The sequence below is a fragment of the Clavibacter sp. VKM Ac-2873 genome, assembly GCF_015351075.1.
GTDB lineage: Bacteria > Actinomycetota > Actinomycetes > Actinomycetales > Microbacteriaceae > Clavibacter.
The window spans coordinates 406,450-420,328 of record NZ_JADKRS010000001.1; the positions used below are offsets into that span (position 1 = coordinate 406,450).

At 75.2% G+C, this 13,879-nt stretch carries 11 protein-coding genes; 8 read left to right on the top strand and 3 right to left on the bottom strand.

Going from position 1 to position 13,879, the window contains the following annotated elements; translation table 11 throughout:
• Positions 1 to 43 precede the first annotated feature (43 nt).
• Both ITJ44_RS01895 and ITJ44_RS01900 read right to left on the bottom strand, forming a co-directional pair.
• Entirely contained in the window at positions 44 to 796 is a 753-nt protein-coding gene (locus ITJ44_RS01895) for an expansin EXLX1 family cellulose-binding protein (RefSeq protein WP_194633088.1), read from the bottom strand.
• A gap of 135 nt (positions 797 to 931) precedes the next feature.
• Positions 932 to 1,537: a TetR/AcrR family transcriptional regulator gene (locus ITJ44_RS01900; protein WP_194633089.1), complete on the bottom strand. Its 606-nt coding sequence runs from the start codon at positions 1,535 to 1,537 to the stop codon at positions 932 to 934.
• A gap of 104 nt (positions 1,538 to 1,641) precedes the next feature.
• Between ITJ44_RS01900 and ITJ44_RS01905 the strand changes: the two genes are divergently transcribed.
• The 4 genes from ITJ44_RS01905 to ITJ44_RS01920 are packed head-to-tail and all read left to right on the top strand — an operon-like array spanning position 1,642 to position 6,873.
• Complete coding sequence (locus ITJ44_RS01905) at positions 1,642 to 3,288, top strand: ABC transporter substrate-binding protein (protein ID WP_194633090.1); 1,647 nt, start codon at positions 1,642 to 1,644, stop codon at positions 3,286 to 3,288.
• Complete coding sequence (locus tag ITJ44_RS01910) at positions 3,285 to 4,349, top strand: ABC transporter permease (RefSeq protein ID WP_194633091.1); 1,065 nt, start codon at positions 3,285 to 3,287, stop codon at positions 4,347 to 4,349. The genes ITJ44_RS01905 and ITJ44_RS01910 overlap by 4 nt, the downstream gene beginning before the upstream one ends.
• Positions 4,346 to 5,206, top strand: coding sequence for an ABC transporter permease (locus tag ITJ44_RS01915; protein ID WP_194633092.1), 861 nt, complete (start codon positions 4,346 to 4,348; stop codon positions 5,204 to 5,206). The genes ITJ44_RS01910 and ITJ44_RS01915 overlap by 4 nt, the downstream gene beginning before the upstream one ends.
• Entirely contained in the window at positions 5,203 to 6,873 is a 1,671-nt protein-coding gene (locus tag ITJ44_RS01920; RefSeq protein WP_194633093.1) for an ABC transporter ATP-binding protein, read from the top strand. Before ITJ44_RS01915 ends, ITJ44_RS01920 begins: the two co-directional genes overlap by 4 nt.
• A 24-nt stretch (positions 6,874 to 6,897) precedes the next feature.
• Here ITJ44_RS01920 and ITJ44_RS01925 read toward each other — a convergent pair whose 3' ends face one another.
• A complete protein-coding gene (locus ITJ44_RS01925) occupies positions 6,898 to 8,325 on the bottom strand; it encodes a helix-turn-helix transcriptional regulator (RefSeq protein WP_194633094.1) in 1,428 nt (475 codons plus the stop codon).
• Positions 8,326 to 8,436: 111 nt separating this feature from the next.
• On the opposite strand from ITJ44_RS01925, the gene ITJ44_RS01930 reads away from it, so the two are divergent.
• The 4 genes from ITJ44_RS01930 to ITJ44_RS01945 all read left to right on the top strand — a co-directional run bounded on the left by ITJ44_RS01930 (position 8,437) and on the right by ITJ44_RS01945 (position 13,877).
• A complete protein-coding gene (locus ITJ44_RS01930; protein ID WP_194633095.1) occupies positions 8,437 to 10,383 on the top strand; it encodes a phosphoenolpyruvate carboxykinase (GTP) in 1,947 nt (648 codons plus the stop codon).
• Between the two features lie 136 nt (positions 10,384 to 10,519).
• Positions 10,520 to 13,165: a valine--tRNA ligase gene (gene valS, locus ITJ44_RS01935; protein WP_194633096.1), complete on the top strand. Its 2,646-nt coding sequence runs from the start codon at positions 10,520 to 10,522 to the stop codon at positions 13,163 to 13,165.
• Positions 13,162 to 13,614, top strand: a complete 453-nt coding sequence (locus ITJ44_RS01940) for a GNAT family N-acetyltransferase (RefSeq protein ID WP_194633097.1) — start codon at positions 13,162 to 13,164, stop codon at positions 13,612 to 13,614. The genes valS and ITJ44_RS01940 overlap by 4 nt, the downstream gene beginning before the upstream one ends.
• Positions 13,614 to 13,877, top strand: coding sequence for a hypothetical protein (locus ITJ44_RS01945; RefSeq protein WP_194633098.1), 264 nt, complete (start codon positions 13,614 to 13,616; stop codon positions 13,875 to 13,877). Before ITJ44_RS01940 ends, ITJ44_RS01945 begins: the two co-directional genes overlap by 1 nt.
• The last annotated feature ends 2 nt before the right edge of the window (positions 13,878 to 13,879 follow it).

The window sequence follows — 13,879 nt, forward strand, 5'->3', positions numbered from 1 at the left end:
CAGCGCCTCACCGCACGGCCTCCCGCTCGCCCCTCCCGTCCGCTCAGCGGAGACGCGCGGAGGTGCGCTGCAGCCGCATCGGATCGAGCGCGATGCCCGGGACCGTGGCCGTGCGCCCGGTGACGTCGGTGACCCGCACCGCGTACGGGCCCGCGCCGAGCCCCGACGCGGCGAGCCAGTAGCCGTAGGCGGTCCGCGACAGCGGGTTCCAGCGCGCGCCCACGCGCACCTCGACCGAGCGGAGCTCCGTGCCGGCGTCGACGACCTGGATCGCCGCCCAATACGCGGACGAGCCGTCCTTCAATCGCAGCGCGAGCGGCGGGACCGCGGGCGCCGGGACGGGCGCCCAGGAGATCGGGATGATGCCGGCGTCGACGTCGCCGATGGCGCGGAACGCCTCCTCGCTGAGGTCGAGGTGGGTCGCGTCGCACTCGTGGCAGAGGTCGGCGACCTCGACCCGCACGGTCCGGCGGGGGCCGGTGACGTCGAGGTAGGTGCCGCACCCGGCGCTGCCCGCGTAGGCGGCCGGGCCGACGGCCACGTAGAGGCGGCCCGCGGGGATCGCCGGGAGCGAGCAGTTGCCGTTGGTCGTCCTGCCGTCGGGGCCGAGCGAGTAGTGCGTGGCACGGCCGGATCCCGCGGCGACCGCGGACGCCGACCCGGCCGGCGCGACGGCCACGAGCCCGGCGACCGCCACCAGGAGCGCGAGCAGCGCGGGGACGATCCGGTGGCGACGGGCGCGCCCGGGGACCGACGGGCCGACGATCCACGGCGTGCGGCGGGGGGATGCGGGCATGCGGGGCATGGCGTCTCTTCTCGTCGAGGGAGCGGACGCGGGCGCGCCGCGCGGCCAGGCTACGTCCCGATTCCGGGGACGCGGGCGATCCGCGCGCAGCGGGCGCCGAGGACGCGGGCGAAGGCGCCGGGCCGATCAGGCCAGCGTGCCCGAGAGCGCCGGGCGGAGCGGATCCAGCGCCCGGCGGACGGCGTCCTCGAGCGGGCCGCGGCCCACGCCGTCGCCCGCCCACGCGATGATCGCGGCGGCCGTCGCGGCCGCGATCACGGCGGCGGCGACCCGCACGGGCCCGGCGGACGCCCGGCAGCCGGACGCCCGGGCGAGGGCCTGCGCGACGGGATCCACGAGCGGCGCCGCGCGGGCCACGCCCTCCCCCTGCACGTCGGCGCCGAGGCCCATCACCTCGTGCTGCGTGAGGGCGAGCGGCAGCCACCCCTCGCCGCGGGAGCAGGCGGCCCCGATCAGCGCGTCGATCACGCCGTCGACGGGCGGGCCGGCGCGATCCACGGATGCGAGCGCCTCGCCGAGGGAGCGGAGCGTGTCGTCGAGGCCCGCCCAGAGCAGGTCGGCCTTGGAGGCGAAGTAGTTGAAGAACGTGGCGCGACTCACCCCGGCGCGCTGGGCGATCTGCTCCACGGTCGTGGCGGCGTAGGTGTTCTCCAGGAAGAGCTCGGCGGCGGCCTCCTCCAGGGTGGCGCGCGACGAGCGTCGCGGGCGGCCGGCGGGGCGGGCGGGTGTCATGCGCCCATCCTGGTGCACCGGCATGTCGGCGTCGGCGTATTGTTGGACGCGGTACAGAAACACCCGCACCAGCGCCGCACGCGGCGCGCCCATCGGAAGCACCCATGATCACCACCTCGCGCACCCGCGCCCTCGCGGGCCTCGGCGTCCTCGTCGCCACCGCCCTCGTCCTCACCGGATGCTCGTCCGCAGCTCCCGAGGCATCGACCGTGCCCGTCCAGGGCGGCACGCTCGTCTACGCGTCGGGCGACGCCGAGCCCGACTGCCTCGACCCCCACGTCGGCGGCAACTACCCGCAGGCGCTCGTGTCGTCCCAGTTCCTCGAGCCGCTCGTGTCGCTCGACGGGAAGGGCGGGATCACGCCCTGGCTCGCCGACGGCTGGACCTGGAGCGCCGACGGGCTCGGCCTCGAGCTAACGCTCCGCCAGGGCGTCACCTTCACCGACGGCACGCCGTTCGACGCGGACGCCGTGGTCGCGAACATCCGGCACGTGCAGGATCCCGCGACCCTCTCCTCCACCGGCTACCTCGCGCTGCAGGCGGTCACGGACGCGACGGCGGTCGACGCCGACACCGTGCGGCTCACCCTCTCCACGCCCGACAGCGCGCTGCTCGAGTCGCTCTCGCAGCCGTGGCTGGCCATGGAGTCGCCCGCGGGGATCGCCCGCGGCACCGACGCGAACTGCGCGGCGCCCATCGGCACCGGCCCCTTCCGCGTCGAGCGCTGGGACCGCCAGCAGTCGATCTCGCTCGTGCGCAACGACGCCTACGCCTCGCCGCCCACCGACGCCGCGCACACGGGGCCGGCGTACCTGGACCGCATCGACTGGCGCTTCCTGCCCGACGCGGCCTCCCGCTTCGCGGCGCTCCAGAGCGGCGAGGTCGACGTGATCGACAACGCGCAGCCCGACGCGATCACGTCCGCGACCGCGAGCGGCGCGCTCGGCGAGCTCGACGCTCCGCGCCCCGGCGCCGCCAACCGCATCGAGCTGAACTCGGGCCGGGCGCCCTTCGACGACGAGCGCGTGCGGGAGGCGTTCGTCCGCTCCGCCGACGTGGACGCGGGGATCACCGCCCTCTTCCAGGGCACCGCCGAGCGGTCGTACTCGCCGCTCGCCAGCACGGAGCCGGCCGCCGTGTCCGCCCCCGACCTCTTCGGCGTCGATGCCGACCGCGCGGCCGCCCTCCTCGACCAGGCCGGCTGGTCCGCCAAGGACGCCGACGGGATCCGCACCAAGGACGGGAAGCGCCTCACGCTCCGCTTCCCCGTGAGCACCAACCAGTCGATCCCGGCCGAGCAGTCGCTCTTCGAGCAGATCCAGGCCACCACCAAGCAGGTCGGCTTCGACGTGCAGCTCGAGCCCATGGACCTCGGCTCGTGGTACCAGGCGCTCGGCGACGACGCCTACGAGCTCGTCAGCGCGCCGTACACGAAGGCCGGACCCGACGTGCTGCGGATCCTCTACGACACCTCCGGCATCACCCCGGCACCGAGCGGCTACTTCGCGAACCACGCCAAGGTGTCGGTGCCCGAGATCGACCAGGCGCTCGCCGAGGCGCGCGCGACGACCGACCTCGACCGCCGCACCGCGCTCTACGCCGACGTGCAGCAGCGCGTGATGGACGGGTACTGGATCCTGCCGCTCTACGACCAGCAGAACCACTTCCTGCACGGCACCGCCGTCCAGGGCCTGCGCGCCCTGCCGTCGGTGGCGACGCCGACGCTGTACGACACCTGGCTCTCCCGGTGAGGCGCGGGCGCGCCGTTCGCGCGTCCGGTCCCGGTCGACCCGCGCTCCTCCGCGCCGTCCGGGCCGTCGGGGCCCGGATCGGCGGCGCGGCCCTCGTGCTCTGGGCCGTCGCGACCGTGACGTTCCTCGCCGTGCGGCTGATCCCGGGCGATCCCGCGCAGGCGATCCTCGGGGGCCCGGGCTCGCAGGCGCCGCCCGAGGCCGTCGCCGCCGTGCGCGCCGAGTACGGGCTCGACCAGCCCCTCCTCGTGCAGTACCTCGCGCAGCTGGGCCGCCTGGCGCACGGCGACCTCGGCCGCTCGTACGCGCTGCGCGAGGACGTCGTGGCGGTACTCGCCCGGCAGCTGCCCGGCACGCTGCTGCTGGCGGTGCTGGCGCTCACGGTCGCGTGGCTCCTCGCCCTCGGGCTCGCGCTCGTGTCCACGGGCGCGGGCCGCGTCGCGGGAGCGGTGGGCGCGGGCGTCGAGATCGTGGCGGCGTCGCTGCCGCACTTCTGGATCGGCGTGGTGCTGATCCTCGTGTTCTCCACCGGCCTCGGCTGGCTGCCCGCGGTGAGCGGATCCTCGCCCGCGGGGCTCGTGCTGCCGGTGCTCACGCTCGCGATCCCGCTCGCCGGCTTCCTCGGGCAGATCATGCGCGAGGCGCTGCTCGACGCGCTCGACTCCCCGTTCGCGCTCGCCGCACGCGCGCGCGGCGAGTCCGAGGCGGGGGTGCGGCTGCGGCACGCGCTCCGGCACGCGGCGGCCCCCGGGATCGCCCTGTCCGGCTGGGCGTTCGGCTTCCTCATCTCCGGCGCCGTCGTCGTCGAGCAGGTCTTCGCGCGCCCCGGCCTCGGCCGCACCGCGCTCGCGGCCGTGACGAGCCGGGACGTGCCCGTCATCGTCGGCGTGGTCCTCGTGGTGGCCGTGATCTACATCCTGCTCACGGCCGTGACCGACGTGCTCGCCCGGCTGGTGGACCCCCGGCTCGTCGACGCGCGCTCGGGGCCCGTGCCCGCCGCATCGGGTGCGCCGACCCCCGCGGTCGCGCCCGCGCACGACGTCCCGGCGGCCGCGCGATGAGCGACCCGCGCGCCGCGACGCTCCTCGCCGCCCCACCCGCCCGCCGACGCGCCCGCCTGCTCTCCGCCGCGGGCACGACGGGCGCCGCCATCGCGGTCGTCCTGCTCCTCGCCTCCGCCATCGCCCCGGGACTCGTCGCGCCCGGCGACCCGCTCGCCATCGCGCCCGCGGAGGCGTTCCGCGCGCCCGGCGTCGGCCATCTCCTCGGGACCGACGAGTCCGGCCGCGACGTGCTCACGCGCGTCGTGCACGGCGCCGGCCCGAGCCTCGTGATCGGCGTGAGCGCCACGGCCATCGGCCTCGGCCTCGGGGCGGTCCTGGGACTCGCCGCCGCCCTCCTCGGCCGGGTCGCCGACTTCACGGTGAACCGCGTGATCGAGGTGGTCTTCGCCTTCCCCGGCCTGCTGCTCGCCCTCTTCCTCATCGTGATCCTCGGGCCCGGCATCGGCAGCGCCACCCTCGCCGTCGGGATCTCGGCCGCCCCCGGCTACGCGCGGATCATCCGCGGGCGGGTCGTCTCGGTGCGCCGCTCCGCCTACGTGGAGGCCGCCACCGTGCTCGGCCGCCCCCCGCTCGTGGTGCTCGCGCGGCACATCCTGCCCAACACCGCCGCTCCCCTCTTCGTGCTCGGGACGCTCGGCGTCGGCCAGGCGATCGTGTGGGCGTCGTCGCTCAGCTACCTCGGGCTCGGCACGGTGCCGCCGGATCCCGAGTGGGGCGCCATGCTCGCGGCCGGCCGCACCTACATCGACCGGGCGCCGTGGCTCACCGTGGTGCCCGGCCTCATGATCGTCCTGACCGCCACCTCGTCGACCGTCGTCGGGCGGGCGCTCGAGCGACGGGTGCGCGGATCGTGAACGCCGGAACCGGGCGCGGGACCGACGCCGCGCCGCCCGCCCTGCGCGTCGAGGACCTCCGCGTCGCCTTCGACGGCGTCCCCGTCGTGCACGGGGTCTCGCTGCGGATCGCGCCGGGCGAGTGCCTCGCGCTCGTCGGCACGTCCGGCTCCGGCAAGAGCGTCACCGCCCGCAGCCTCCTCGGCCTCGCCGGCCCGGGTGCGGACGTCCGGGCCGAGGTCCTCGAGATCGCCGGCCGCGACCTCCGCGGCGCGGGGGCCCGCGAGTGGCGGCGCGTCCGGGGATCCGGCGTCGGTCTCGTGCTGCAGGACGCCCTCTCCTCGCTCGACCCGCTGCGCCCCATCGGCCGCGAGATCGGCGACGCGCTGCGCATCCACGGCATGCGGGACCCCCGCGCGCGCCGGGCGCGCGTCCTCGAGATCCTCGAGCGCGTGGGCATGCCGGATCCCGCGACGCGCGCGCACCAGCGCTCGGGCGAGCTCTCGGGCGGGCTCCGGCAGCGGGCGCTGCTCGCGGCGGCCCTGGCGCTGGATCCGCCGCTCCTCGTCGCCGACGAGCCGACGACCGCGCTCGACGCCACCGTGCAGGCGCGCATCATCGACCTGCTCGCCGACCTCCGCGCGCGCGGACAGGCCACCCTGCTCGTCAGCCACGACCTCCAGGTCGTCGCGCGCCTCGCCGACCGCGTCGCCGTGATGCACGACGGGCGCGTCGTCGAGGAGGGCCCGACCGCGGACGTGCTCCGCGCGCCCGCGCACCGACGCACCCGGGCCCTCGTCGCCGCCGTGCCGACGGGCGTGCCGCGCGGCACCCCGCTGTCGGAGGCCCGGATCGACGCGGCCGCCGCGACGCCGCCCGCCGCCGCGACGCCGCCCGCGGACGACCGGGTCGTCCTCCGGGCCACCGGCCTGACGCGCTCCTACCGCGGCCCGGCGGGATCCGCCCGCACGGCCGTCGACGACGTCTCCCTCGAGGTGCGCCGCGGGCGCACGGTCGGCCTCGTCGGCGGATCCGGCTCCGGCAAGACCACGGTCGCCCGCCTCCTGCTCGCGCTCGAGGAGCCGGACGCGGGAGAGGTGACCCTCTATGGCGAGCCGTGGAGCGGCGTCCCCGAGCGCGACCGCCGTGGCCGTCGCGCGCGCGTGGGCGCCGTCTACCAGGACCCGCTCGCGTCCTTCGACCCGCGGTGGCGCGTCGACCGGATCCTCCAGGACGCCCTCGCCGTCGCCGGCCTGCGCGGCGCGGAGGCGTTCGACTCCCCCGCCACGCTCCTCGCGCAGGTGGGCCTCGATCCGGCGCTCCTCCGCCGTCGCCCCGCGCGGCTGTCGGGCGGTCAGCGCCAGCGGGTCGCCATCGCGCGCGCGCTCGCGGCCCGACCCGACGTCCTCATCTGCGACGAGCCCGTCTCCGCGCTCGACATCGCCGTGCAGGCGCAGGTGCTCGACCTCCTCGACGAGCTGCAGCGCCGGCTGGGCCTCGGCCTCCTGCTCATCTCGCACGACCTCGGCGTCGTCGGGCACATGGGCGACGAGGTCCTCGTGATGAGCGAGGGCCGGGTCGTCGAGCGCGGATCCGCGGACGACGTGCTGACGCGCCCGACGCACCCCGTCACCCGGGCGCTCCTCGCGGCCGTCCCGCGGCTGGACCCGGACGCCGCGCCGCGCTAGGCGTCCGGCGTCCGGGCGCCCGCGTCAGGCCCCCGCGTGCCGGTCGAGGAACGCGTACAGCTCCCGGTCGTCGACCCCGGGGAACGACCCGCGCGGCAGCGGCGCGAGGATGTGCGCGTGCAGCCGCGCGCTCGGCCACGCGCGGTCGCGCCAGCGGCCGGCGTCCTCCGGATCCGCGCGGCGGCAGCACGACTCGTCCGGGCACCGCGACACGCTGCGCGCCGTGGTCTCGCGCCCCCGGAACCACTTCGCGTGCGCGAACGGCACGCCGAAGGAGATCGAGTACTCGCCCTCGGTCGTGGACCCGGTCTGCGTCGAGCACCAGAACGTCCCGGCGGGCGTGTCCGTGTACTGGTGGAACTCGGTCGTGCGGTTCGTGCGGTCGAACGCGCCGCGCGCCGCCCACTCGCGGCACACCGGCTGGCCCTCGACGGCGCCCGTGACGTCGACGGGCAGCGGGAGCCCGTCGTTCTCGTAGGCCTTGTAGACCGCGCCGTCGCCGCCGACGCGCAGGAAGTGCACGCGGAGGTCGAGGTGCGTGGTGCTGATGTTCGTGAGCCGGAGCGCGGCCGCCTCGTGCGTCACGCCGAACGCGTCGCGGAAGTCCTCCACCGCGAGGTCGCGGCGGGCCTTGGCCTCGGCGAGGAACGCGACCGACTGGGTGAGCGGCATGAGGCAGGCGGCCGCGAAGTAGTTGATCTCCAGCCGCTGGCGCAGGAAGTCGGCGTAGCTCGCGGGCTCCTCGTGGCCCAGCACGCGGTGCGCCATCGCCTGCAGCGCCATCGACCGGAGGCCGTGGCCGCCGGGGATGGACGCGGGCGGCAGGTAGATCCGCCCCTCCCCGAGGTCGGTGACCGAGCGCGTGGACCGCGGCAGGTCGTCGACGTAGATGAGCTCGAAGCCGAGGCCCTCGGCCATGCGGCTGACGCTGCGGTGCGACAGGGCGCCGCTGCGGTGGCCGACGTCGGCCAGCATCCGCTCGGCCAGCTCCTCGATGCCGGGCATGTGGTTGTGGCGCTCGCGCATCATCAGCCGCTGCTCGGTGTTCGCCCGCCTGGCCTCCTCGGGCGTCGCGATCGACTCGCGTGCGCGGCGGGCGAGCTCGCGATGCAGCCCCACGAGCGCCTCCAGCGTCTCCTGCGGGAGCGCCCTGCTCGCCGGGACCGCCGGGAGCCCGAGCGAGCCGTACAGCGACGAGCGCTGCGCGCGGTCGAGCTCGATCTCGAGGGCCGACCGCGCGTCCGGCGCGTCGGCCGCGAGCAGGTGGGTGACGTCCACGCCGAGCGCCGCCGCGATGCGCCCGAGGGTCGAGAGCCGCGTCTCGCGCCGGCCGTTCTCGATCATGCTGAGCTGGCTCGGCAGGATCCCCGCCCGCTCCCCCAGCGCCTGCAGCGTGAGCCCGGCGGCCTTCCGCGCGTGCCGGATGCGCCGGCCGATGACGAGCTGTTCCATGGATTCACCTCTCTGTGAACATCCGTCCTTCTTCACGCGCGCGGATCCCCGAACACCATCCTGACGGGTCGCAGGCTGGAACAACAGACCGATCGACGAGGACGGACCGACATGACCAGCATCCAGGACGCACCCCCGCTCACCGCCGACCGCCCCCGCGGCAGCCGGCCCGGCACCGGCACAGGGGCGGGCACCACGCCCCCCGACCCCCGACCGCTCCCGCCCGGCGCGGCCGCCCCCGCGCGCTGCCGCGACCCCCGCATCGCGGAGTGGGTCGCCGAGGTCGCCCGGCTCACGCTCCCCGACCGGGTGGTGTGGTGCACGGGCAGCGTCGCCGAGTACGACCGCCTCACGCGCGAGATGGTCGACGCCGGCACGCTCATCCGCCTCAACCCCGAGTGGCGTCCGCACAGCTTCCTCGCGCGCAGCGACCCGGCGGACGTGGCGCGCGTCGAGGACCGCACCTTCATCTGCTCGGAGGACCCCGCCGACGCGGGCCCCACGAACAACTGGCGCGACCCCGGTCGGACGCGCGCCGAGCTGGGCGCGCTCTTCGCCGGATCCATGCGCGGCCGCACCCTCTACGTCGTCCCGTTCTCCATGGGCCCGCTCGGCGGCGCGATCTCGCAGCTCGGCGTGCAGATCACCGACAGCCCCTACGTCGTCGCGAGCATGGCGCTCATGACGCGCATGGGCGACGACGCGCTCCGCCTGATCGGCCCGGACACCGCGTGGGTCCGCGCGCTGCACGGCCTCGGGGCGCCGCTCGTGGACGGCTCCGGGCGCCGCACGGCCGACGTCCCGTGGCCGCACAACGCCGACAAGCGCATCTGCCACTTCCCCGAGGAGCGCGAGATCGTCTCGTTCGGCTCGGGCTACGGCGGCAACGCGCTCCTCGGCAAGAAGTGCTTCTCGCTCCGCATCGCCTCCGTGATGGCCCGCGACGAGGGCTGGCTCGCGGAGCACATGCTGCTCATCCGGATCACGAGCCCCGAGGGCCGGCGCTTCCACGTCGCGGCCGCGTTCCCCTCGGCGTGCGGCAAGACGAACCTCGCGATGCTCACCCCGACGATCCCCGGGTGGACCGTCGAGACGCTCGGCGATGACATCGCGTGGCTCCGCCCGGACGTGCAGGGACGGTTGCGCGCCGTCAACCCCGAGCGCGGCCTCTTCGGCGTGGCGCCCGGCACCGGCGAGGCCACGAACCCCGTCGCCATGTCCACGATCTGGGGCAACGCGATCTACACGAACGTCGCCCTCCGCCCCGACGGCGACGTGTGGTGGGAGGGCATGACCCCGACGCCGCCCGCGGGGCTCGTCGACTGGCGGGGGCAGCCCTGGTCGCCCGGATCCGGGACCCCCGCCGCGCACCCGAACGCGCGGTTCACCGTGGGCCTGGAGCAGTGCCCGTCGCTCGCGGACGACTGGGACGACCCCGACGGCGTCGTCGTCGACGCGATCCTGTTCGGCGGGCGGCGCGCGACGAACGTCCCGCTCGTCGCAGAGGCGGACGACTGGGAGCACGGCGTCTTCGTCGGGGCCACGATGGCCTCGGAGCAGACCGCCGCCGCGGAGGGCCGGGTCGGCGAGCTCCGCCACGACCCCTTCGCGATGCAGCCGTTCTGCGGCTACGACATGGCCGACCACTGGCGGCACTGGCTGGAGGTCGGACGGGGACTCGGCGACGGCGCGCCCCGCGTCTTCCAGGTCAACTGGTTCCGGAAGGGCGAGGACGGCTCCTTCCTCTGGCCCGGATTCGGCGAGAACGCCCGCGTGCTCGAGTGGATCGCCCGGCGCCTGGAGGACCGCGTGCCCGTCCGGCCGACGCCGGTCGGCGGACTGCCCGTGCCCGAGGACCTCGACGTCGCCGGGCTCGACCTCGACGCGGGCGCGCTCGACGAGCTCCTGTCGCTCGATCCCGCGCCCTGGCTCGAGGAGCTCGACGCCGTGGACGCGCACTTCGCCCGCTTCGACGGCCGGGTGCCGGCGGAGCTGACGGCCCGGCTCGAGCGGATGCGCCGGGCGTTCCGCGAGGCCAGGGCGGGCGACACGGCCTAGCCCGCGAGGCCGGATGCGCGGGGCCCCGCCGCCCCCGCATCCGGCCTCCGCGCCCCCATCCGGTAGCGTGAACCCCGCACAGAAGGCACCTCACCATCGACACGGTGCCGTCCACATCGAGGGAACCGGAGCACGCATGGCTGACGAACGACGTCCGGACACCGCGCAGGGGGCGACTGGTCAGGTCGCCCGGGTCCCCGACAAGCCGGCCCTCGAGGGCCTCGAGGCCACGTGGGGCGCCCGTTGGCAGGCCGACGGCACGTACGAGTTCGACCGAGAGCGCGCGGCGGCCGGCACCGTCTTCTCCATCGACACCCCGCCGCCCACGGCGAGCGGATCCCTCCACATCGGCCACGTCTTCAGCTACACGCACACCGACGTCATCGCCCGCTACCGCCGCATGCGCGGCGAGAGCGTCTTCTACCCGCTCGGCTGGGACGACAACGGCCTGCCCACCGAGCGCCGCGTCCAGAACTTCTACGGCGTGCGCTGCGACCCGACGCTCCCCTACGACCCCGCGTACCAGCCGGCCGAGACCGGCGGCACCTCGAAGCCCGGCGACCAGCAGCCGATCTCGCGCCGCAACTTCATCGAGCTGTGCGAGCGCCTCACGGAGGAGGACGAGAAGCAGTTCGAGGACCTCTTCCGCACGCTCGGCCTCAGCGTCGACTGGCGCCAGAGCTACCGCACGATCGGCGCCGAGGCGCAGGTCGCCTCGCAGCGCGCGTTCCTCCGGAACCTCGCCCGCGGCGAGGCCTACCAGGCCGACGCCCCCACCCTGTGGGACGTCACGTTCCGCACCGCGGTCGCGCAGGCCGAGCTCGAGGACCGCGAGCAGCCGAGCGCCTACCACCGCCTCGCGTTCCACCGCGCGGGCGGCGACGACGTGATCATCGACACCACGCGCCCCGAGCTCCTCGCCGCCTGCGTCGCGCTCGTGGCGCACCCCGATGACGAGCGCTACCGGGGCCTGTTCGGCACGACCGTCACGACGCCCGTCTTCGGCGTCGAGGTGCCCGTGCTCGCGCACCACCTCGCCCAGCCCGACAAGGGATCCGGCATCGCCATGGTCTGCACCTTCGGCGACCTGAACGACGTCGTCTGGTGGCGCGAGCTGCAGCTGGAGAACCGCGCGATCGTCGGCTTCGACGGCCGCATCGTCTCCGAGGCGCCCGCCGCCATCACGTCGCACGCCGGCCGCGCGGCGTACGCCGCCCTCGCCGGCAAGACGGTCTTCTCCGCGAAGGCCGCCGTGGTCGAGCTCCTCACGGAGTCCGGCGAGCTCCTCGGCGAGCCGCGCAAGATCACCCACCCCGTGAAGTTCTACGAGAAGGGCGACAAGCCCCTCGAGATCGTCTCGACCCGTCAGTGGTACATCCGCAACGGCGGCCGCGACGAGGAGCTGCGCCAGGGCCTCATCGGCCGCGGCCGCGAGATCGGGTTCGTGCCCGACTTCATGCGCGTGCGCTACGAGAACTGGGTCGGCGGCCTCAACGGCGACTGGCTCGTCTCGCGCCAGCGCTTCTTCGGCGTGCCGCTGCCCGTCTGGTACCCGCTCGACGCCGACGGCAACCCCGAGTTCGCGAAGGCCATCACGCCATCGGAGGACCAGCTGCCCGTTGACCCGTCGTCCGATCCCGCCCCCGGCTACACCGAGGACCAGCGCGGCGTCCCGGGCGGCTTCCAGGGCGAGCTCGACGTCATGGACACCTGGGCCACCTCCTCGCTCACCCCGCAGCTCGCCGGCGGCTGGGAGCGCGACCCGGAGCTGTTCGACCTCGTCTTCCCGTTCTCCATGCGCCCTCAGGGCCAGGACATCATCCGCACGTGGCTCTTCTCCACGGTCCTCCGCGCCGAGCTCGAGCACGGCACCGCCCCGTGGAAGACCGCCGCCATCTCCGGCTGGATCCTCGACCCCGACCGCAAGAAGATGTCGAAGTCGAAGGGCAACGTCGTGACCCCGGCCGCCACGCTCGAGCAGTTCGGCTCCGACGCGGTGCGCTACTGGGCCGCGTCCGCGCGCCTCGGCGTCGACGCCGCCATGGACCCGCAGAACCCGACGCAGATCAAGATCGGCCGCCGGCTCGCGATCAAGGTGCTGAACGCCGCGAAGTTCATCCTCTCGTTCGAGGCGCCGGAGGGCGCGACGGCGACGCACGCCATCGACGTCGGCATGCTCGCCGCCCTCGCCGAGGTCGTCGAGACCGCGACGACGGCGCTCGAGGAGTACGACCACGCCCGGGCGCTCGAGGTCACGGAGAGCTTCTTCTGGACCTTCTGCGACGACTACCTGGAGCTCGTCAAGGACCGCGCCTACTCGGCCGACGCCGACCCGGCCGACCGGGGATCCGCGGTCGCCGCCCTCCGCGAGGCCCTCGACGTCCTCCTGCGCCTGTTCGCGCCCTTCGTGCCGTTCGCGGCCGAGGAGGCGTGGAGCTGGTCGCACGACGGCTCGATCCACACCGCCGCGTGGCCGACCCCGCCGGCCCCCGCCGCCCCGGCCACCGGCGGCATGGCCGACCCGCGGCTGCTGGCCCTCGCCGGCCGGGCGCTCGTGGGCATCCGCCGCGCCAAGACCGACGCGAAGGCCTCGCAGAAGACGCCCGTGGCGGAGGCCGTGGTCTCCGCTTCGCCCGAGGACATCCGCTCGCTCGAGCTCGTGGCGCGGGACCTCCGCGCCGTGGGCCGCATCACCGACCTGACCTTCACCGAGGGGGACGGACCCGCCGTCACCCGCATCACGCTCGCCCCCGCCGAGCAGCCCGAGGAGAACCGCGCATGACCATCTCGATCCGTCCCGTCCGCGACGGCGACTTCTTCCCCTGGTTCGACCTGTTCGCGGGCTACGCCGAGTTCTACGGCACCGAGCTCACGGACGAGGCGGCCGTGCTCGCCTGGAGCCACCTCACCGACGAGGGGCACGCGAGCTCCGCGCTCGTCGCCGTCGACGACGCGCACGAGGGCGCCCTCGTGGGCCTCGCGCACTTCCACCGCTTCGCGCGCCTGGCGCGCGGCACCGACGGCCTCCTCGTCGACGACCTGTACGTGCGCGAGGTCTCGCGCCGCCAGGGCGTCGGCGAGCAGCTCATCGCCGCCGTCGCCGAGGTCGGGCGTCGCGACGGCGCGAGCATGCTCAGGTGGATCACCGCCGAGGACAACGCGGACGCCCAGCGCCTCTACGACCGGGTCGCCCGCCGCACCACGTGGGTCACCTACGAGCAGGACGTCTGATGCAGCTCGGCACCCGCTGGCCCGTCGGCGGCTCCGCCCCGGTCGACCTGCCCGAGGTCGTCCTCCTCGCCGTGAAGACCGTCGAGTCCGACGTGGCGGCCCTCGAGGCCGACACGACCGCGTGGCGCTGGACGCTCACCTGGCTCGAGCGGAAGCCGGTCGTCGAGCTCGACGACGGCACCGTGATCCGCTACGACCCGATCGAGGACGCGGCGACCATCACGATCCCCGGCGAGTCGACGGACGACCCCTTCGACGACTGAGC

Coding starts and splice junctions, on each gene's coding strand:
- ITJ44_RS01895 (WP_194633088.1), bottom strand. CDS start 796: ATGCCCGCATCCCCCCGCCGCACGCCGTGGATCGTCGGCCCGTCGGTC.
- ITJ44_RS01900 (WP_194633089.1), bottom strand. CDS start 1,537: ATGACACCCGCCCGCCCCGCCGGCCGCCCGCGACGCTCGTCGCGCGCC.
- ITJ44_RS01905 (WP_194633090.1), top strand. CDS start 1,642: ATGATCACCACCTCGCGCACCCGCGCCCTCGCGGGCCTCGGCGTCCTC.
- ITJ44_RS01915 (WP_194633092.1), top strand. CDS start 4,346: ATGAGCGACCCGCGCGCCGCGACGCTCCTCGCCGCCCCACCCGCCCGC.
- ITJ44_RS01925 (WP_194633094.1), bottom strand. CDS start 8,325: ATGGAACAGCTCGTCATCGGCCGGCGCATCCGGCACGCGCGGAAGGCC.
- ITJ44_RS01930 (WP_194633095.1), top strand. CDS start 8,437: ATGACCAGCATCCAGGACGCACCCCCGCTCACCGCCGACCGCCCCCGC.
- valS (WP_194633096.1), top strand. CDS start 10,520: ATGGCTGACGAACGACGTCCGGACACCGCGCAGGGGGCGACTGGTCAG.
- ITJ44_RS01940 (WP_194633097.1), top strand. CDS start 13,162: ATGACCATCTCGATCCGTCCCGTCCGCGACGGCGACTTCTTCCCCTGG.
- ITJ44_RS01945 (WP_194633098.1), top strand. CDS start 13,614: ATGCAGCTCGGCACCCGCTGGCCCGTCGGCGGCTCCGCCCCGGTCGAC.